Origin of the sequence: Micromonospora sp. CA-263727, from assembly GCF_050942455.1 — a bacterium.
Taxonomy (GTDB): domain Bacteria; phylum Actinomycetota; class Actinomycetes; order Mycobacteriales; family Micromonosporaceae; genus Micromonospora.
On record NZ_CP192031.1, the window covers coordinates 374,491 to 393,803 of the forward strand.

The window sequence follows — 19,313 nt, forward strand, 5'->3', positions numbered from 1 at the left end:
GTCATGGTGAGACAGCGGATCCGCCGCCCGGTGCGGCTGCTGGCCGTTGCGGGAGTCGTCGCCCTCGTCGGCGCGCTCGCACCGCCCGTTTCGCCCTCCGCCCAGGCGGCGAAGCGGACCGTGCGGATCGTCGGCATCGGTTCGACGTGGAGCGCCAACGCCGTCGCCGCCTGGGCCGCGAACGTGCAGGCGAACGGCCTGGAGGTGCAGTACGAGGCAGCCGGGTCGACCCAGGGGCGCACCCAGTTCCGGGAGGGGAAGGCCCACTTCGGCGTCTCGGAGATCCCGTACGGCCTCCGGGACGCGTTCGGCGGCACGGACAGCAAGGGCGCCCGGCCGTCCGGGTACATGCCGATCGTCGCCGGCGGCACGGCCTTCATGTACAACCTGAAGATCAACGGTCGGCGGGTGACCAACCTCCGGCTCTCCGGCGAGAACATCGCCAAGATCTTTACGGGCGGCATCACCCGGTGGAACGACCCGGCCATCCGCGCCGACAATCCCGGCCTGAGCCTCCCGGCCCGCGCGATCACGCCGGTGGTCCGGCAGGACGGATCCGGCACGACAGCCCAGTTCACCCTCTGGATGAGCAAGGAGCATCCGGCGATCTGGAACGCGTACTGCCGGAACTGGAACAAGCCGGCGCCGTGCGGCATCACCTCCACGTACCCCCGGCTCGCCGGCATGATCGGAGCGACCGGCTCGGACGGCGTCTCGGGCAAGGTCCGGCAGGACAACGCCGAGGGCGCGATCACCTATGTCGAGTACTCGTACGCGCTCAACGCGCGCTTTCCGGTGGTCCGGATGCTCAACCGGGCGGGTTACTACGTCGAGCCGACCGCACGGAACGTGGCGGTCGCCCTGACCCAGGCGAGGATCAAGGACACCGGCTCGGTCGACGCCGACGACTACCTCACCCAGATCCTGGACGACGTCTACCGCAACCCCGATCCGCGCAGCTACCCGATGTCGTCGTACTCCTACATGATCCTCCCCGTCGGGACGGTGGCGGGGCAGGAGCAGTACGCCTTCACCACCGACCACGGCGAGACCCTCGGCAAGTTCGCCTACTACTTCCTCTGCGAGGGGCAGCGGCAGGCCGAGGTGCTGGGTTACTCGCCGTTGCCGGTCAACCTGGTGGAACGCGGCATGGAACAGGTGCAGCGGATCCCGGGCGCCCAGAAGCTGAACATCAAGCAGAAGATCGCCAGCTGCAACAACCCCACCGTCTCGTCGAGTGGCGGCAACGCCCTGGCCCAGAATGCTCCACAGCCCTCGGCCTGTGACAAGCGTGGCCCGACCCAGAACCCGGCCGGCACGGCCGGCGCACCGCAGGCGACTCCGGTGCTGGCGGCGGCGGCCTGCTCGGCCGGCGGGGGCAGCCCGAACCCGACCACCTCGGCGGGCCCCGGTGGCGGCACGACCGGACCGGGCACGGGTGGCAGCGGCACGGGCGGAACCGGTACCGGTGGAACCGGCACGGGCGGCCCGAGCGGGGTGCCCACCGCCGGGGCCCCGCCGGTGGTGGACCCGGACACCGGTGAGGTCATCGGCTCCGACGACCCGGGCGGTGCCGGCGCGGGCGAGCAGGCCGTCGCCGTACCGGTGTCCCTTGCCGGCGAGGGCGGCTGGCGGCTCCAGCACACGATGATGCTCTTGGCCGGCCTGCTGCTGCTCGGCCTGGTGATCGCACCGCCGCTGCTGGCGAACACGTTGCAGAACCGGCACCGTGGCGACGACCGGTGGCGTGACCGATGAGCCGCAGCCGTACCCGCGCAGCAACCCGCCGCGCCCTCTCCGTCACCGTGCTGGCTCTCCTCCTGGGCATCCTCGCGACCCTGCAACCCGCTGCCGTGGGGAGTCGGATCGGTGCCGATCCGGCCCGTGCCGAGCAGGCCGCCGGGGGCTCGGCGGTGACCGTGAAGGGGCGGAACCTCGGCCCCGACGAGGTCATCCCCGGCACCGCGCCGGCCGACTTCTCGTCCTTCGAGGTCACCGTCAGCCAGACGAAGGACCTGGCCAACCAGGCCGTCGTGGTGACCTGGAAGGGCGCCACCCCGACGCCGAGACTGCGCCAGCTGGGCGTCGACTACCTCCAGTTGATGCAGTGCTGGGGTGATCCGAACGCGGCCGACGATCCGCTCGGGCTCAGGTTCCGGGAAACCTGCCAGTTCGGCACGAAGCTCGCCACACCGGTGATGCCGAACCAGAACGTCGGGGACCTGACCTCGATCAACGCGGGCAGCCGTGAGATCGAGGGCCTGGGGATCGCCGGCTATCCCGAGCGCGACCCGGGCGAGACGCTGCCCGAGGGGGCCAGGTCGGTGCCCTTCTGGCCGGTCAGCTGCCAGCCGGTCTCCGGCAGCTGCGAGCAGCCCCGGACCGCGGACGGCAGCCCGGGAAACCCGTTTCCCATGATCAAGGACCCGAGAAGGCCGGACGAGCGGGAGGCCTACTCGGAGGAGACGCTGGCGCAGTACTTCTCGCCGGCCGTGACCAACGAGTACCCGTACGCCCTGACCGCCGGTGACGGCACCGGCCGGATCGCCTTCGAGGTGCAGAACGCCATGCGCGCTCCGGACCTCGGCTGCGGCGCACCCTACCTGGACTCCGCCGGACGCGAGCAGCCGTCCCGCCCCTGCTCGCTGGTGATCGTGCCCCGGGGCCATCTCCACCCGTACACGAGCGAGGACGTCTCGGTCAGCGGCGGGGTCCACGGGTCGCCGTTGACGCCCGCCTTGTGGCAGCACCGGATCGTGGTGCCGCTCGAATTCGAGCCGATCGGCAACGTGTGCCCGCTCGACCGGCCAGAGCGGATCACCGCCGGCACCGAGCTGGCCGCCGAGGCGGCGACCTCCTGGCGGCCGGCGCTCTGCACGGCGGCCGGCGGCGCCTCCGTCAGCTATTCCCCGGTCGGGGACTTCGAGGCCGCACGCCAGCTCCTCGCGCCCTACGAGACCGCACCGGGGCTGGTCTACAGCGCCGAGCCGGTGTCGACCACCGACACCGATCCGGCGGTCGTCCACGCTCCGGCGACCCTGAGCGGCGTCGTGATCGCGATCAACATCGACGTCAACCTCGGCGTGGACCGGCGCGATGCGGAGACCGAGAAACTGCGCGGCCTGGGGCTGCACGACCTCAAGCTCACGCCCCGGCTGGTCGCCAAGCTGCTCACGCAGTCGTACCGGCGGGACGTTCCGGGCGGCGCAGGTCCGGAGAAGAACCCGGGCAGCATCCGCAACGATCCGGAGTTCCTGGACCTCAACCCGGTCTTCCGGTCCTGGGAGGACCGTCCCTCGGCCACCTTGCAGGGCCTCATGATGCCCAACGGCAGCTCGGTGGCGGCGCGGACGCTCTGGCAGTGGGTGCTGGCCGACCCGGACGCCGCCGCCTGGCTCAAGGGCACCGAGGAGAAGCCGGCACCGGACGAGCACGGCATGGTGGTGAACCCCGCGTACGCGGAGGCGCTGCGCAGCGGGGCGCCGGACTACTTCCCCAAGGCCGAGTCGCACTGCGTGGTGGAGCCCTGGGAGCGGGAGGACCGGACGGGCGAGGCGAACCTCTGCACCCTGGACTACCGGCCGTACACGCAGGGCCTCGGCAAGGGCGCGGAGCAGACGCTGCGGGCCGACATCGGCGGCCGGGCGTCCCCGCTCGATCTGATCAACGTGCCGTTGTCCGGGGTGCCGGAGTTCACCAAGGTGCCCCGCGACCAGGTGGGCACGCGGTTCGCCATGTCGGTGACCGACTCGGCCTCCGCCGCGCGGTACGGGCTCTTCACCGCGCAGTTGTGCCGAGCGACGTACCAGGCCGCCACCGGTCGGTATGCGGCCTCGGACTGCCGCGGCGCCAGCACCGAGGGGATGCAGGCGGCTGCCGAGGTCGCCGTCCCGAGCGAGGTCCGGGACGTGCCGGTGATCGATCCGGGGAAAGCCTGGTCCACGTCGGGGGCGTACCCGCTGTCGATCCTGACCTATGCGGTCGCCGACCTGACCGACCCCGCCGACGCCCGGCGCGACTACGCCATCCTGCTGCGTTACATCGCCGGCGCGGGTCAGCAGTCCGGCTTCGCCCGTGGCCAACTGCCCGAGGGGTACGTGCCGCTCTCCGAAGCGTTGCGCGCCCGGACCAGGGCCGCCGCGGACCAGCTTGAACGGGCCCGTCCGTCGGCCACGCCGACGCCCGGTGCGACCGCGCCGCCGGCCGCCGGGAACTCTCCGCCTCCCGGTGCCCCGGTGGCCACCACCGGTGCCGCGCTGCCGCCGGCCGGCGTGCCGAGCCCGGGTGCGGTGCCTTCGCCGGCGAACACCGCGCCGTCGCCGCAGGCCCCGACCGATCTGGCCGTCCGCGCCTCCCAGGGCAGCCCGCTGGGCAACATTCGCTATCTGCTCGTCGGCATTCTGGCCGTCGGGCTGATAGGTGGCGTGGCCGGACCCATTCTGCGCCGATACGGCGTCCGCTATCTGTCCGTGGAATCCGACGAATGAGGTCCGACAAGTCCACCTGGCGATTTCGCCAATTGCTGTTCATTCGGCCTACGTGTTGGCGAGAGACAACGTCCCAAAACGTTTGTCTGTCGCCGGTTTCAGCAGCCATCAGCCGCAGCGACCATGGGATTTGGCCCGTCCGCTTTCGGACGAGCGCGAATGTCATGCCCCGAAGAAAGGGAGCACGCATGAAGGTCAAGTCCATCGGCAGGGTGAGCGCGGCGGCCTTCGCCGCCGTGGTCGCCGCCGGCATGGTGGCCACCCCGGCCGCCGCGGACCCGGTTCCGGCCAACGAGTACCGGGTTCTGGCCGGCACCGGGTCGGACACCACCCAGGACGTGATGAACGGTCTGGGCAACGTCGTCACCTCGGGTGGCAACAAGGTCATCGCGTCCTGGGACGCCCGGGGCACCGCCAACATCAAGACCAAGTCGACGGACTGCGAATTCCCGCGTCCGAACGGGTCGGGCAACGGCCGCCGGTCGCTGCTCGCCTCGGAGGGCGAGGACATCGGCCAGGGCGGCCCGGGCCGGTGGCAGAACGTGAACGTGACCGGTTGCGTCGACTTTGCCCGGTCGTCCAGCTACGGCGGCGGCAGCAACCCGTCGACGACCGGCAACTACACCTACATCCCGTTCGGCGTGGACGCCGTGGCCCTGGCCCGCAACACCTTCGGCGACCTGCCGTCGAACGTGTCGTTCGCCCAGGCCCAGCGGGTCTACCGCTGCCTCGACCGGACCATCGGTGGCGTCACGGTCCAGCCAGTGATGCTCCAGGCCGGCTCGGGCACGTGGGAGTTCTGGTCGCAGCGGGTGGGCATCACCGAGCAGGAGATCAACCTCGGCGACTACCCCTGCCTGGCGACCGGCGGCACCCCGCTGATCCCGCGGGCGCAGGAGCACGACGGCACGGTGCTCAACGGCTTCCCGAACCGGGTCGTGCCGTTCTCTGCCGCGCAGTATGTTGCCCAGTCCAACTCCGCCCGGATCCAGAACCTGACCCAGGTCACGGTCGAGGACCGGCGGGGCGAGGCCTCCCTGACGGGCATGCGGCCCACCGGCGGGACGGTCCAGCAGCCGGTGGTGGGTGGCGTGCTGAACATCAACTTCCCGCTTCGTCGTGACGTCTACAACGTCGTGCCGACCGCCAAGCTGAGCGTGCCGGCCATCGCCGGCAACTTCGTCGGGCCCAACTCGACGGTCTGCACCGCGACTGTCAACGAGGGCGGCGTGCCGCGCAACGTCGCCCAGCTGTTCGGCTTCGGCATCCGTGCGAACTTCGTCTCGCCCCTTGAGGCGAACTGTGGCTACACCAACCTGCGGTTCAACAGCTGATCGGTGCGATACCGGTCCGGGCGGTCGTCGGCCGCCCGGACCTCCGCATCAGCCCGGACGACCGGACCAGGTCCCATCCCACCAGCGACTATCCCGACCAGCGGAGGTACCGCAGATGAGCAGGCGTTGGTTCGCCCGCGTGACCGCGCTGGGAGCCGCCCTCGTGCTCTCCCTCGCATCGCTGACCACCGGCGTGCTGATCACGTTGGCCGGCCCGGCGCAGGCGGCGTCGCTCGGCGCCGTGCGGATCAGCCAGACCAGTGGTCTGGTGACCGACACCCCGATCTTCGAGAGCGGCACCACCGGCCGCTGTCCGGCCGGCTGGGGTGAGAACGCCAACCTGCGGATCGGTCGTCCGGGTGGCCCGTACTCGAACCTGGCTCCGGTGCTCGGCGGTGGCGGCTTCGACAACCCGGCGGAGTACCCCGACGGCATCACCGTGAACCCGAACCGGTCGTTCCAGACCGCGCTCGGTGCCGCTCCGGGCGAGGGCGCGTGGTGGGTCGTCATGGAGTGCTACAGCCTGACCGAGGGCCGGCACGCCGACGAGTTCCAGACCCCGATCTTCGTCTGTGGCAACACCTGGCGGGTGGGCACGAGCTGCTCGACCGCGGCGGGTACGACCACCACGCTCACCCTGTCGGCCGAACGGCTGGAGGCCGGCGGGGAGGTGACGCTGACGGCACACGTGGAGCCGGCGTCGGCCGCCGGTGAGGCGATCTTCCGGAGGGTGACCCGGAGCGCGGACGATGGCGGTGACCCGCGGACGTTCGACATCGGCACGGTGACGGTCGTGGATGGAACCGCGGTCCTCACCACGTCGGAACTTCCGGCCAACGCCACGCCGCACGAACTCTTCGTCACGTTCCAGCCGGCGGACGAGAACGCGTACCAGGTGTCGAACTCCGAGCGCCGGCAACTGCTGGTGGTGGCGCCGGGCACCACGACGGTCACGTTGAAGATCGACAAGACCAGCCCGCAGCCGGTCGGCACCCCGCTCACGCTGACCGCGACGATCGAACCGGCGGCAGCGGGAACGGTCCACTTCGCCCGGTACGGCGCTACGACAAAGACCGAGCTGGGCTCCGCGGCGGTGTCGAACGGCACGTCCTCGATCACGGTGACGGAGCTGCCTCAGGGACGGCACAGCTTCGATGCGCACTTCGTGCCGGCGGGCCCGGAGGGTGCGGCCAGCACCTCGCTCCGGCAGACCTTCCAGATCGGGGCGACCGAGACCACGACGAGCTTGGCCGTCTCCCCGACCGGCCCGCTGGCACCGGGTGCGGAACTCACGCTGACCGCGGTGGTCACGCCCGCCGACGCGGCCGGCGCCGTCCAGTTCTGGAACGGCGCGACGCCGCTCGGCGAGCCCGGGACGGTCACCGGCAACGGCTCCGGCAACACCGTCATCCACACGACCGCGATGACCGCTGGACGGCACACCCTCACCGCGGTCTTCACCCCGACCGACAGCACCGTCTTCGCACCGTCGACCTCTGACGAGGTGGTGGTCGAGGTAGGAGCGGCCTCGCCGAGCCCGGATCCCACCGACCCGACGGACGAGCCCACGGACGACCCCACCGACGACCCGACGGACGATCCGAGCAACCCGGGCGGTGGCGGCGACCTGCCGAAGACCGGTCTTCCGCTGATCGGCATGGGTCTGACCGGGTTGGTGCTGGTCGGCGTCGGCACCACCGCGATGGCAGCCGGACGCCGTCGCGAAGGCGAGTGGGAGCCGGTGCGGTGGCCGGATGACGACCAGCCCGGCGGCGACGCCACCGAATCCGACATTGACCGGCGGAGCTGAGCCCCCACCCGCCGTGCGGGCCGTCCGGGCCACCGTCCGGACGGCCCGCCAGAGCAGATCCGGTCGCGAGGAGAGAAAGCATGTCGACGGCCACGATGAATCCGCTGGCGCCGCCGCCGGCCGAGCCGCCGGTGGCGGCCACCCCGCCATCCGCACCGCCGCCGCTGCGCCGGTCGGTCAACCTCGCGCTCCAGGTGCCGGGCACCGCGCTGAGCATCCTCGCCGTGCTGGCGCTGGGCATGGTGCTGCACCTGACCGTCGTCAGTCAGTTGCAGTACCAGCGCAACCAGCAGACGGCGTTCGCCGACTTCCGGAGTGAGCTGGCCCAGGGCACCGCACCGGTGAGCCAGTACCGGATCGACTACCGGGAGGATCCGGAGGGGAGGGAGATGTTGGTCGCGCCCGGCTCGCCGGTCGCGCTGCTGCACATTCCCCGGATCGGCCTGGACGCGGTGGTCTTCGAGGGCACCAGCGCCGACGTGCTGCGATCCGGTCCCGGCCACCGTCGCGACAGCGTCCTGCCCGGACAGCGCGGCACCAGCGTGATCATGGGACGGCGGGCGGCGTACGGCGGACCCTTCCGCGACCTCGAACTGCTCATGCCCGGCGACGTCATCCGGGTCACGACCGGACAGAGCGAGAACCGACACGAGTACGTGGTGACCGGAATCCGCCACCCGGGCGATCCGGTGCCGGACCCGCCCGCGGCGGACGGGGGACGGCTCACGCTCATCACCGCCCTCGGCACCGAGTTCATGCCCACGGATGTCATGTGGGTCGACGCCGACCTGGCCAGCGATGTCCAGCCGACTCCGGCCCGCCGGTTCACCGCGGCCGCGCTGCCCCCGGCCGAGCTGGCGATGGGGACCGATCCGGACGCCTGGACGCCGGTGATGCTCTGGGCCCAGGCGCTCCTGTTCACCGTGCTGGCCGTGACCTATCTGCGCAATCGCTGGGGCGGCTGGCAGGCGTGGATCGCCGGCGGACCGCTCCTCGCCGCCCTCGGCTGCGCCGCCTGCGACCAGGCCGTCCGACTGCTGCCCAACCTGCTCTAGCCGGAGGTTCCTGTGAAACACCGCATCGACAATCCGGGCACCCCGGCAACCGTCCCGATCTCCGGCCCGCCGCTGACGACCGCCGAATCGGCTGGTTCGGCGACGCTGGTCGACCTGCCGGTCACCGACCCCTCTCCGGCCGACCCGGTACCGGCCGGGCGGCGGTACGGGCCACCGGGAGAGGGGCTGGCTGCCCTGGACGCCCGGTCCATCTCGGCCTGGTTCGGCGACCACAAGGTGCTCGACCGCGTCTCCCTCACCATGCCGGCCGGTCAGGTGACCGCCCTCATCGGCCCTTCCGGCTGCGGAAAGTCCACCTTCCTGCGGACGCTCAACCGGATGCACGAACTCGTGCCCGGCGCCTCGCTCGCCGGTGAGGTCCTGCTCGACGGGCGCGACCTGTACGACCCGGAGCGCCGGCTGACCGACGCCCGCCGCCAGGTCGGCATGGTGTTCCAGAAGCCGAACCCGTTCCCAGCGATGTCCATCTACGACAACGTGGTGGCCGGCCTGAGACTGACCGGCACCCGGGCGTCCCGGGGTGAACGTGACGCGCTGGTCGAGGAGACGCTGACCAAGGCCGGCCTGTGGAAGGAGGTGCGGGATCGACTCCGCCAGCCCGGCGGGGCCCTCTCCGGCGGCCAGCAGCAGCGGCTCTGCATCGCCCGGTCGCTCGCCGTACGCCCCCGGGTGCTGCTGATGGACGAGCCGTGCTCGGCGCTCGACCCGACCTCGACCCGCCGGATCGAGGAGACCATCGCGGAACTGCGCGCGGAGGTGACGATCGTGATCGTCACCCACAACATGCAGCAGGCGGCCCGGGTCTCCGACCAGTGCGCGTTCTTTCTCGCCTCGCACGGGACACCCGGTCTCATTGTCGAATACGGGCCGACCTCGGCAATGTTCGACAATCCGCAGGATCAGCGCACTCACGATTACGTCAATGGCCGCTTCGGCTGATCCGCTTACCCCGACATCCGTTCGGTGGATGGGCGGGCACCCAGAATTTGCTTTGCGCACGTTTGGCGGAGACATTGCCCTGCCTGCGCTTTCATGCCCGAGGTTGAGCCTTATCCCGGCCCTTCCAGAGGGACGGGCCGGGTTCACCCTCACGAGAGGAAGTGATTCATGAACAAGCGTGTGCTCGCCCGCGCTGGCGCTCTCCTCGGCGCCATGGCGCTGTCGGCCGGCGTCCTGGTCGGCATCGCCGCCCCGGCGCAGGCGGCGTCGCTCGGCGAGGTGCAGATCAGTCAGACCAGCGGTCTGGTGACCGACACCCCGATCTTCCAAAGCGGCACCACCGCCCTCTGCCCGGCCGGTTTCGGTGAGAACGCCAACCTCCGGATCGGTCGTCCGGGCGGTCCGTACTCGAACCTGGCCCCGGTGCTCGGCGGTGGCGGCTACGACAACCCGGCCGAGTACCCCGACGGCATCACCGTCAACCCGAACCGGTCGTTCCAGACCGCGCTCGGTGCCGCCCCCGGCAGCGGTGAGTGGTGGGTCGTCATGGAGTGCTACAGCCTGACCGAGGGCCGGCACGCCGACGAGTTCCGTACCTCCATCGTGGTCAGCGGCAACACCTGGCGGGTCCCGATCGCCGAGGAGACCACCACCGCGCTCGCCGTGAACCCGGCCAGCCCGGTGGAGCAGGGCACCGAGGTCACCCTGACCGCCACCGTCACCCCGGCCACCGCCGCCGGCACCGTCGAGTTCCGCCGCGGCGCCTCCGTGGTCGGTACCGCGGCGGTCTCCAACGGCACCGCCACCTTCGCGACCACCGCCCTGCCGGTCGGCACCTTCGGCCTGTCGGCTGCCTTCGTGCCGACCGACGCGACCGCCTTCAAGGCGTCCAACTCGGCGGCGGCCCCGTACCAGATCACCGCCGCCGCGGGGGCCATCACCGCGCCGGTGGAGATCATCGCCGACGTGGCGCCGGGCGCGTTCACGCTCGTCGTCGCCAGCCCGACGGCCCAGCTGGCCGGCGGCACCGTCGGTGGCACCGCGACCGGCAACCTGCCGACCGCGACCGTCACCGACCTGCGTGGCACCAACGTCGGCTGGGACCTCACCGGCCAGGTGGAGGACTTCACGCTCGGCGACGACACCATCCCGAGCAGCAACCTGAGCTGGACCCCGTCCGCCGCCAAGACCGGCGGCTCGGGTGCCGTGGTCGCCGGTGCCGCCGCCGACCTCGGCGACGCTCGGACCCTCTGCTCGGCCGCCCTGGATTCCAGCGCCGGCACGTTCACCTGCGACGCCGGCCTGAGCCTGACCATCCCGGACAACATCCCGCCGGGTGAGTACTCCGCGACCCTGACCCTGACCCTGGCCTGATCGCCAGCCGCTCGACCAGCGGCGGAGTGGTCGTGGGCACCGCCCCGCGACCACTCCGCCGCAGCCGGCTTTCTCCTGCTCGACTCCCGGAGCCGCAGATGATCGACAAGATCCGGGACGGACTCCGCCGTCTCGCCGTCGCGCTGACCGCCACCATCGTGGCGGCCGGCATGCTCGCCCTTCCCCTACCTGCCACGGCCGCCGCTGCGGAGGATCCGACCTGGACGGTGGTGCCGTCGAGCCCGAGCGGCCCCAAGGGGCGCAAGCAGTTCGACTACGAGCTGGCGCCGAAAGAGGAGATCACCGACTGGTTCTCGGTGAGCAACCTCGGTGCCCGCCCGATCAAGGTCGACCTCTATCCGACCGACGCGTTCAACGCTCCCGACGGCGGTTTCGCACTGCTGCCCCGCAGCCAGGCACCGAGCGGGGTGGGGTCGTGGATCACGCTGCCCAAGTCGTCGACGACGCTGGCACCGGGAAAGCGGTCCGACATGTCGTTCCGGTTGACGGTGCCGGCCGATGCCACCCCGGGTGATCACGCCGGCGGTGTCATCGCATCGGTGACGGAGGTGCAGGTCGGCGCGGACGGCCAGCAGGTGAACGTGGAGCGGCGGATCGCCGCCCGGGTCTACCTCCGGGTGGCGGGTCCGCTGGAGCCGGCCGTGACCGTCACCGCGGTCGAGGTGAACCACGACAACCCGGCAATGCCGGTGCCGGGCGGAAAGATGCAGGTTGCCTACCGGATCGCCAACACCGGCAACGTCCGCCTGACCGGCACGGTCCGGCTCCAGGTCAGCGGCCCCCTGGGCGTACGCCTGGCCACCGGCGGCCTGGTCGACCTGCCGGAGCTGCTGCCCGACTCGGAGCTCCGGCTGCGGCAGGAGTTCGCACACGTCGTGCCGGCCGGCCCGCTGACGGCGACGGTGGTGGCCAACGTCCGGACCTCTCGTGACACGCTGCCCTCGGTGTCCGGCTCCGGATCGACGCTCTCCGTGCCGTGGACGCTCGTCGGACTGCTGACCTTCCTGGTGGGGCTGCTTATGTACCGCTGGTACCTGCGCCGATCCCGCCGGCTGGCCGCCATGCCACTCGATCCGCCGTCCGGTGCCGGCGGGTCGCTGCCACGTAGCGGTGCCGCGCGGGCCCGGTCCCACCTCGGTGCGGCGAAGTGAGCAGAATTCCCGAACCGCTGCCCGCCTCGGAGTTTCGGCTCACCGGCACGATCCCGAAACGTCTCCTGAGCCGGCCGGATATCCGCCTGCCGTGCGGTCGATCCAGGGACCGTGAGCCGAACGGCGGTGGTCGCGTCCGCCAATCGGGCCGTCTCGACAGCGGGGGTGTCATGGGGCATGCTGATCTTCCTCGGGGTCCAGGTCACGGCCATGTTCCTGGGGATCGTCGGACGCCGGCGCGGTGGGCCGCCGCGGGCGACCGCCGGACTGGTGGCGGTGTTCCGGACCGGCGGGCGGAGACCAGTGAGACCCGAGACGAGAGAGAGACTGTGGTGAACAGGACCCGGATCCGCCGGCACGCGGCGGCGGTCACCTCGATGGCCGGAGCGATCGTCGTCCTCTGGGCGGCGGGCGCCCAGGCCGCGGTCGACCACCGGCCGCCGAGCACGGTGACCGTGGTCGCCCTGGCATCCGCCACCGCGCCGGCACCGGATCAGGGCGGCGAGCAGGGCAGGCCTGTGCGTATCTCCGTCTCGATCGCCCCCAAGCCGACCCCCTCGGGCACCGCCAGCCCGACCGCCTCGCCCTCGGCAACCGCCTCGCCGACGCCGTCGACCACCACCTCGCCGTCAGCCACCGCCTCGCCGGGTTCTCCCGCGCCGTCGCCCGGGGGTGGACTGCCGCGCACCGGTGCCGCGATCGGTGCCCTGGTGCTCGCCGGCGCAGTGCTGGTCGGTGGCGGCGCGGCGCTGCGGACGTTGGCCCGGCGGCGACGGGAACTCCCGTCCGGATAGTCCGCCGACATCGGACGCCGGAGGGGCCGGCGAACCATGGGCGACCCGGCCAGCGGGCTGGCGCCGCCGCGGTTCGCGTACGCTGGCACGACGATGACCGAGCAGCAGAGCGCGTTTCCCCGTCGGGACGCCGAGGGACGCATCCGGACCCTGGGCGACCTGCTTGGTGTCGGCCTGGCCGGGGTGGTCATCGGGCTGCTGGTGCTGGTGCTCTTCGACGGGGCCTTCGCCTCGTTCGGGGCCGGTGACTTCGGCCAGGCAAACGGTTGGCTGGCGGTGATCCTGCCGGCGTGGCTGTTCTGGGAGGACTTCCGGGCCTGGGAGTTCGGCGCCCCACGGGTGGTGGCCGCGCTGGTGGCGGTCGCGGTGGCGGTGGTCGCCGGGCTGGCGCTGGCCGGCGTGACCGTCGGGCTTCCGTCGTTGCTCTCCGGAGGGCTGGCCGCGGCGACGTTCACCGTGGTGTACGCGGTGATCTGGTTTCCCGGCGTCCGCTGGCTGGCCAGCCGGACGAGCTGAGACCGGGCCCGGCGGGCCGGCACCGCAGGAGTGAGAGCGCCGTCAGCCGGACGGCGGGAAGAGGAGAGGCTACGTGAGCGAGCGCACCATCTGGCTGAGCGGCGAGGCGTCGGCGTGAGCGCGGCGGTCAAGTACACGCTGGGCCGGATCGGGCTCTTCGTGGTCGTCGTGGCGGCCCTCTGGCCGGTCAGCATGAACATCTTCCTGAAGCTGATGGTGGCGCTGCTGTTCTCCGCCGCGCTCTCGTTCTTCCTGCTCAAGCGCTGGCGCGACGAGATGGCCGAGGAGATGGCCGCTGCCGCCGAGCGCCGTCGCACGGAGAAGGAGCGGCTGCGGACCGCGCTCGCCGGTGAGGAGCAGGACAACACCGACGCTCCGGCGGGCGGTGCAGCCTCCGCGGACCAGGCCGCCGACCAGCCCGGGACGGGCTCGGATCAGGGGCGCGGTCCGGCCAGCTGAGCCGGCGGATTCCGGCACCCGGCTCCGTCGCGAACCGGCTGGCGGAAACATGTTGCCGGCATGAGGATCCGGCTGGGATGGACCAAAAAACGATCGATATTGATATGACCATGTGACCGGTGGTGGGCTGTCCGCTACCGAGCGGGGGATCCCCGCGCCTTCAGGAGGTTGTCCATGGCCTTCCGCACCGTCCCCGTCCGCCGTGCTCTGGCGCTCATCGTCGCCGCCGGGCTCGGCCTGCTCGCCATATCCGCGCCACCGGTCTCCGCCCGGCCGGCCCCGGACCGTGAGGAACAACCGGCCGCCGCGCCCTACCGGGTGCTCGGTCCGCGTACGCTCGCCGACCGTAGCGCGGTCGCCCGCACCGGCGCCTCCATCGACTACTCCGAGCACGGGGTGCTGCACGTCTCGGCCACCCGCGCCGAGGCCGCCGCCATCACCCGGCTCGGCTTCCGGCTGGAGGAGGTCGCCCCGGCACCGACCGACCGGGGCCACGACGACGGGGACGTCGGCGTGCTGGCCTTCCCGCCGGCCGACGCCGACTACCACGACTACGCCGAGCTGACCACCGTGGTCAACCAGATCGTCGCCACCTACCCGTCGATCGCCCGCAAGATCAGCATCGGCACCTCGTACGAGGGCCGGGACCTGATGGCGGTGAAGATCTCCGACAACGTCGCCGTCGACGAGAACGAGCCGGAGATCCTCTTCAACTCGCAGCAGCACGCCCGCGAGCACCTGACCGTCGAGATGGCGATCTACCTGATGCGGCTCTTCACGCAGAACTACGGCACCGACTCCCGGATCACCAACCTGGTCAACAGCCGGGAGATCTGGATCGTGCCGTCGGTCAACCCGGACGGCAGCGAGTACGACATCGCCACCGGCTCGTACCGGTCCTGGCGGAAGAACCGCCAACCCAACAGCGGATCGTCGTACGTCGGGACGGACCTGAACCGGAACTGGAGCTACAACTGGGGTTGCTGCGGCGGCTCGTCCAGTTCGACCTCCTCGGACACCTACCGGGGCCCGTCGGCGTTCTCCGCCCCCGAGACGCAGGCGCTGCGCAACTTCGTCAACAGCCGGGTGGTCGGCGGAGTGCAGCAGATCAAGGCCAACATCGACTTCCACACCTACTCCGAGTTGGTGCTCTGGCCGTACGGCTACACCTACAACGACACCGCACCCGGAATGACGGCCGACCAGTTCAACACCTTCGCCACCATCGGCCGGCAGATGGCGGCGACCAACGGCTTCACCCCGCAGCAGTCCAGCGACCTGTACATCACCGATGGCAGCAGCATCGACTGGATGTGGGCGGTGCACGGCATCTGGGCGTACACCTTCGAGCTCTATCCGCGCACGGCCTCCGGCGGCGGCTTCTACCCGCCCGACGAGGTGATCCCCGCGCAGACCTCGCGCAACCGGGAGGCGGTGCTCATGCTCGCCGAGTACGCCGACTGCCCGTACCGGGCGATCGGCAAGCAGGCGCAGTACTGCGGCGGTGGCGGCGGCACCACGGTCTGGTCGGACACCTTCGAGACCGCGACCGGCTGGACGATCAACCCCAACGGCACCGACACCGCGACCTCGGGCCAGTGGGAGCGGGGCGCCGCGCAGGCCACCAACTCCAGCGGGGCCAAGCAACTCGTCCCGTACGCGGGCAGCAACGACCTGGTGACCGGCCGGCTCGCCGGCGCCGGCGCGGGTGACTACGACGTCGACGACGGCGTGACCAGCGCCCGGTCCCCGGCCATCACGCTGCCGTCCAGCGGCACGCTGACCCTCTCGCTGGCCTGGTATCTGGCGCACGGTTCGAACTCGTCCTCGGCGGACTACTTCCGGGTCAGCGTGGTGCACAACGGCGGCACCACGGCGCTGCTCACCCAGGCCGGAGCGGCCAGCAACCGCAACGGCGCCTGGACGCAGTCGAACCTCAACCTCACCCCGTACGCCGGACAGTCGATCCGGATTCTGGTGGAAGCGGCCGACCTCTCGACGGCCAGCCTGGTCGAGGCGGCTGTGGACAACGTCACGATCACCGCCTCCTGAGTCGACGGGGCCCCGACACCCCCTCGCGCGGGGCCCCGTCTCAGGGACCAACCGGACAAAGAACACCGAGCCTCCGCCCCGACCTCGGCCGGTGGCGGCCCTGCGGCGTCGACCGCGGCCCTGCTCAGCCGGGTGCGGTCGGGCCGTGCGCTACGGTCTTACCGACCCGCCGCAGCGAAGCCGGTGTGACCCCGGCGCTGTCCCGCAACTGTGATGCCCCCGCCAGGTCGAGATCGAACAGATCACGCCGTGCGGGGACGAGCCAGGTCGCCTGGGGCGCGGTCGCGATCCGCGCTCTCGAGGAAGGGCGCCTCGCGGACGGGCGTCCAGGCTCCCTGTCGGCGAAGCACCGCACTCCTCGACCGACAGGAGGACCAATGTTCCGACGTACCCCCCGGGTCTTCGCCGCCACCCTCGCGGTGGCCGCGCTCGCCCTCGGCGCCTGCGCCGAGAAGGCCGCCGAGACACCCGCCGCCAGCGGTAGCCCGACCAGCGCCGCCTTCCCCGTCACCGTCGGGTCGCTGACGCTGGAGCAGCGCCCCGAGAAGATCGTCTCGCTCTCCGCCTCCGCCACCGAGATGCTCTTCGCCATCGGTGCCGGACCGCAGGTCACCGCCGTCGACGACCAGTCCAACTTCCCGGCCGACGCGCCGAAGACGGACCTCTCCGGCTACCAGCCGAACGCCGAGGCGGTCGCCGCCAAGGATCCCGACCTGGTGGTGCTCAGCGACGACCGCAACAAGATCGTGGACCAGCTCGCCGCGCTCAAGATCCCGGTCTACCTGACCCCGGCGGCGCAGACCCTGGACGACTCGTACCGGCAGATCACCGAGCTGGGCACCCTCACCGGCAACGCGACCGCGGCGGCCGACGTGGTGCAGCGGATGAAGGACGACATCGCGAAGATCGTCGCCGAGGTGCCGCAGCGGCTCCAGGCGCCCACCTACTTCCACGAGCTGGGCCCGGAGCTGTACACCGCCACCAGCAAGACCTTCATCGGCTCGCTCTACACCCTCGCCGGCCTGGCGAACATCGCCGACCCGGCCGACGCCGACGGCAAGAACGGCGGCTACCCGCAGCTCTCCCAGGAAGTCATCGTCAAGGCCAACCCGGACTTCGTCTTCCTCTCCGACGTCAAGTGCTGCCAGCAGAGCGCCGAGACGGTGAAGGCCCGCAGCGGCTGGTCCGGCATCAACGCGGTACGCAACGACCAGATCGTCGCGCTCGACGACGACATCGCCTCCCGCTGGGGGCCGCGCGTGGTCGACCTGCTCCGCACCATCGTGGACGCCACCGCCAAGGCTGGCGCGTGACCGGGTACGGCAGGCGTTAACAAGGGACCCTTTCCATGCACCAGGCGTTAAAAGGGGACCCTTCCTTCGCGCCGGCCGGGGTGGGTGCGCCGTCCCGGCCGGCGGGGTTGCGGAAACGCTGGCTCGCCGCCGGTGTGCTCGCCGTGCTGGTCGCCCTGGTGGCCGGCGTCTCGCTCGGCCCGGTCAGCCTGCCGCCCGGCAGCGTCGCGATCGAACTGCTCAACCTGCTGCCCGGGGTACGCCTGGAGAGCGGGCTGACCGAGCGCGAGATCGCCATCGTCACCGAGCTTCGGCTGCCCCGGGCGGTGCTGGGCCTGCTCGTCGGCGGGATGCTGGCCCTGGCCGGCGGCGCCTACCAGGGGGTGTTCCGCAATCCGCTGGCCGACCCGTACCTGCTCGGCGTCGCCGCCGGAGCCGGGCTGGCGGTCACCGTCATGCTGACCCTCGGTGTCGGGGCGGGCGGTGCGCTCAGCGGCCTGCCGGTCACCATTCCGCTGGCCGCCTTTGTGGGCTCGCTCGGCGCGGTGCTGATGACGTACCTGCTCGGGGCCGCCGGCGGGCGCAGCCGCTCGCCCGCCACGCTGATCCTGGCCGGGGTGGCCGTCTCGGCGTTCCTGAGCGCCGGGCAGACCTACCTGCTGCAACGGCACGCGGAGAGCATCCAGCAGGTCTACTCCTGGCTGCTCGGGCGGCTGGCCACCGCCGGTTGGCACGACGTCCGTCTGGTCCTGCCGTACTTCCTGCTCACCAGCCTGGTCATCCTGCTGCATCGCCGGGAACTGGACGTGCTCTCGGTCGGCGACGACGAGGCGGCCAGCCTCGGCCTGCACCCGCAGCGGTCCCGGTACCTGCTGATCGCCGCCGCCTCGCTGGGCACCGCCGCCGCCGTCTCCGCCTCCGGCCTGATCGGCTTCGTCGGCATCATCGTGCCGCACACCGTGCGGCTGCTCGCCGGGGCGAGCTACCGGGTGATCCTTCCGCTCTCGCTGCTGTTCGGCGGCGCCTTCCTGGCCCTGACCGACGTGGTGGCGCGGACCGCCGCCGCACCGCAGGAGATCCCGATCGGGGTGGTCACCGCGCTGCTCGGCGGCCCCTTCTTCGTCCTGGTCCTACGTACCGCCCGGCGGGTGCTGACATGACCGTGCCCGGCACTGCGGCCGAGGTGCCGCCGGCCGTCGAGGTGCGTGACCTGCACGTCAGCCTGGACGGCGTACCGATCCTCGCCGGCATCGACCTGACCGTGCGGGCCGGCGAATGGGTCACCGTGATCGGCCCGAACGGGGCCGGCAAGTCGACGCTGCTGCGCGCCGTCGGCGGCCTGCACTCCGCGCCGGACGCCATCCGACTCTTCGGTACGCCACTCAGCGCGCTGCGCCGCCGGCAACGGGCCCGGGTGGTGGCCACGGTGGCCCAGTCGCCGGTGGTGCCGCCCGGCATGGCGGTGCTGGACTACGTGCTGCTCGGCCGCACCCCGTACATCCCGCCGCTGGGCCGGGAGTCCGCGGCCGACCTGGCCGTGGTGCACGAGGTGCTCGACCGGCTGGACCTCGCCGGCTTCCGGGACCGCGAGCTGGCCACCCTCTCCGGCGGCGAGCGGCAGCGGGTCTTCCTGGCCCGGGCGCTGGCCCAGGGGGCCACCCTGCTGCTGCTCGACGAGCCCACCAGCGCCCTCGACATCGGCCATCAGCAGGAGGTCCTCGAACTGGTCGACCAGTTGCGCGGCGCACACGGTCTGACCGTGCTGGCCACCATGCACGACCTGTCGATAGCCGGCGAGTACGCCGACCGGATGGTGCTGCTCGCCGGCGGCCGGATCGCCGCCACCGGAACCCCCGAGGAGGTGCTCACCGAGGACCTGCTCGCCCACCACTACCGCGCCCACGTGAAGGTGATCCCCGGCCCCCACGGCCCCCTCGTCCTCCCCACCCGCCCCCACTGACCCCTCCCCCCGCCCCCGCCCCTCCGCTCCCTCCCACCCCACCAGCGC

At 71.6% G+C, this 19,313-nt stretch carries 15 protein-coding genes and 1 riboswitch; all 15 genes read left to right on the plus strand.

Annotation, left to right across the window (positions count from 1 at the left end):
* Positions 1–3 precede the first annotated feature (3 nt).
* The 15 genes from ACQPYA_RS01735 (at position 4) to ACQPYA_RS01805 (ending at position 19,265) form a co-directional block, all read left to right on the plus strand.
* Positions 4–1,758, plus strand: a complete 1,755-nt coding sequence (locus ACQPYA_RS01735; RefSeq protein WP_433530882.1) for a substrate-binding domain-containing protein — start codon at positions 4–6, stop codon at positions 1,756–1,758.
* Positions 1,755–4,487, plus strand: coding sequence for a hypothetical protein (locus ACQPYA_RS01740; protein WP_433530883.1), 2,733 nt, complete (start codon positions 1,755–1,757; stop codon positions 4,485–4,487). The genes ACQPYA_RS01735 and ACQPYA_RS01740 overlap by 4 nt, the downstream gene beginning before the upstream one ends.
* Positions 4,488–4,675: 188 nt before the next feature.
* Positions 4,676–5,821 carry a hypothetical protein gene (locus ACQPYA_RS01745; RefSeq protein ID WP_433530884.1) on the plus strand — a complete coding sequence of 382 codons (1,146 nt, stop codon included), beginning with the start codon at positions 4,676–4,678 and terminating at the stop codon, positions 5,819–5,821.
* Positions 5,822–5,936: 115 nt separating this feature from the next.
* Positions 5,937–7,631 carry an Ig-like domain-containing protein gene (locus ACQPYA_RS01750; protein ID WP_433530885.1) on the plus strand — a complete coding sequence of 565 codons (1,695 nt, stop codon included), beginning with the start codon at positions 5,937–5,939 and terminating at the stop codon, positions 7,629–7,631.
* Between the two features lie 80 nt (positions 7,632–7,711).
* Positions 7,712–8,686, plus strand: a complete 975-nt coding sequence (locus ACQPYA_RS01755; RefSeq protein ID WP_433530886.1) for a sortase domain-containing protein — start codon at positions 7,712–7,714, stop codon at positions 8,684–8,686.
* A gap of 12 nt (positions 8,687–8,698) precedes the next feature.
* Positions 8,699–9,646: a phosphate ABC transporter ATP-binding protein PstB gene (pstB, locus tag ACQPYA_RS01760; RefSeq protein WP_433530887.1), complete on the plus strand. Its 948-nt coding sequence runs from the start codon at positions 8,699–8,701 to the stop codon at positions 9,644–9,646.
* Between the two features lie 168 nt (positions 9,647–9,814).
* On the plus strand, positions 9,815–11,020 hold the full coding sequence (locus tag ACQPYA_RS01765) for an Ig-like domain repeat protein (RefSeq protein ID WP_433530888.1): 1,206 nt from the start codon (positions 9,815–9,817) through the stop codon (positions 11,018–11,020).
* A gap of 98 nt (positions 11,021–11,118) precedes the next feature.
* A complete protein-coding gene (locus ACQPYA_RS01770; RefSeq protein WP_433530889.1) occupies positions 11,119–12,192 on the plus strand; it encodes a WxL protein peptidoglycan domain-containing protein in 1,074 nt (357 codons plus the stop codon).
* Positions 12,193–12,524: 332 nt separating this feature from the next.
* Positions 12,525–12,986: an LPXTG cell wall anchor domain-containing protein gene (locus ACQPYA_RS01775; RefSeq protein ID WP_433530890.1), complete on the plus strand. Its 462-nt coding sequence runs from the start codon at positions 12,525–12,527 to the stop codon at positions 12,984–12,986.
* Positions 12,987–13,079: 93 nt separating this feature from the next.
* Positions 13,080–13,502, plus strand: coding sequence for a hypothetical protein (locus ACQPYA_RS01780; RefSeq protein ID WP_433530891.1), 423 nt, complete (start codon positions 13,080–13,082; stop codon positions 13,500–13,502).
* A 114-nt stretch (positions 13,503–13,616) separates the two neighbouring features.
* Complete coding sequence (locus ACQPYA_RS01785) at positions 13,617–13,961, plus strand: DUF4229 domain-containing protein (protein ID WP_433530892.1); 345 nt, start codon at positions 13,617–13,619, stop codon at positions 13,959–13,961.
* Positions 13,962–14,135: 174 nt separating this feature from the next.
* Entirely contained in the window at positions 14,136–16,013 is a 1,878-nt protein-coding gene (locus ACQPYA_RS01790; RefSeq protein WP_433530893.1) for a M14 family zinc carboxypeptidase, read from the plus strand.
* 179 nt (positions 16,014–16,192) lie between these two features.
* Positions 16,193–16,280, plus strand: a riboswitch (cobalamin riboswitch).
* A 110-nt stretch (positions 16,281–16,390) separates the two neighbouring features.
* Positions 16,391–17,326, plus strand: a complete 936-nt coding sequence (locus ACQPYA_RS01795) for an ABC transporter substrate-binding protein (RefSeq protein ID WP_433530894.1) — start codon at positions 16,391–16,393, stop codon at positions 17,324–17,326.
* A 35-nt stretch (positions 17,327–17,361) separates the two neighbouring features.
* Entirely contained in the window at positions 17,362–18,465 is a 1,104-nt protein-coding gene (locus tag ACQPYA_RS01800; RefSeq protein ID WP_433530895.1) for a FecCD family ABC transporter permease, read from the plus strand.
* Complete coding sequence (locus ACQPYA_RS01805) at positions 18,462–19,265, plus strand: ABC transporter ATP-binding protein (protein ID WP_433530896.1); 804 nt, start codon at positions 18,462–18,464, stop codon at positions 19,263–19,265. Before ACQPYA_RS01800 ends, ACQPYA_RS01805 begins: the two co-directional genes overlap by 4 nt.
* The last annotated feature ends 48 nt before the right edge of the window (positions 19,266–19,313 follow it).

Excerpts from the sequence above, each read along its gene's own strand:
- ACQPYA_RS01735 (WP_433530882.1), top strand. The coding sequence starts at position 4 with ATGGTGAGACAGCGGATCCGCCGCCCGGTGCGGCTGCTGGCCGTTGCG.
- ACQPYA_RS01740 (WP_433530883.1), top strand. The coding sequence starts at position 1,755 with ATGAGCCGCAGCCGTACCCGCGCAGCAACCCGCCGCGCCCTCTCCGTC.
- ACQPYA_RS01745 (WP_433530884.1), top strand. The coding sequence starts at position 4,676 with ATGAAGGTCAAGTCCATCGGCAGGGTGAGCGCGGCGGCCTTCGCCGCC.
- ACQPYA_RS01750 (WP_433530885.1), top strand. The coding sequence starts at position 5,937 with ATGAGCAGGCGTTGGTTCGCCCGCGTGACCGCGCTGGGAGCCGCCCTC.
- ACQPYA_RS01755 (WP_433530886.1), top strand. The coding sequence starts at position 7,712 with ATGTCGACGGCCACGATGAATCCGCTGGCGCCGCCGCCGGCCGAGCCG.
- ACQPYA_RS01765 (WP_433530888.1), top strand. The coding sequence starts at position 9,815 with ATGAACAAGCGTGTGCTCGCCCGCGCTGGCGCTCTCCTCGGCGCCATG.
- ACQPYA_RS01770 (WP_433530889.1), top strand. The coding sequence starts at position 11,119 with ATGATCGACAAGATCCGGGACGGACTCCGCCGTCTCGCCGTCGCGCTG.
- ACQPYA_RS01780 (WP_433530891.1), top strand. The coding sequence starts at position 13,080 with ATGACCGAGCAGCAGAGCGCGTTTCCCCGTCGGGACGCCGAGGGACGC.
- ACQPYA_RS01790 (WP_433530893.1), top strand. The coding sequence starts at position 14,136 with ATGGCCTTCCGCACCGTCCCCGTCCGCCGTGCTCTGGCGCTCATCGTC.
- ACQPYA_RS01795 (WP_433530894.1), top strand. The coding sequence starts at position 16,391 with ATGTTCCGACGTACCCCCCGGGTCTTCGCCGCCACCCTCGCGGTGGCC.
- ACQPYA_RS01800 (WP_433530895.1), top strand. The coding sequence starts at position 17,362 with ATGCACCAGGCGTTAAAAGGGGACCCTTCCTTCGCGCCGGCCGGGGTG.
- ACQPYA_RS01805 (WP_433530896.1), top strand. The coding sequence starts at position 18,462 with ATGACCGTGCCCGGCACTGCGGCCGAGGTGCCGCCGGCCGTCGAGGTG.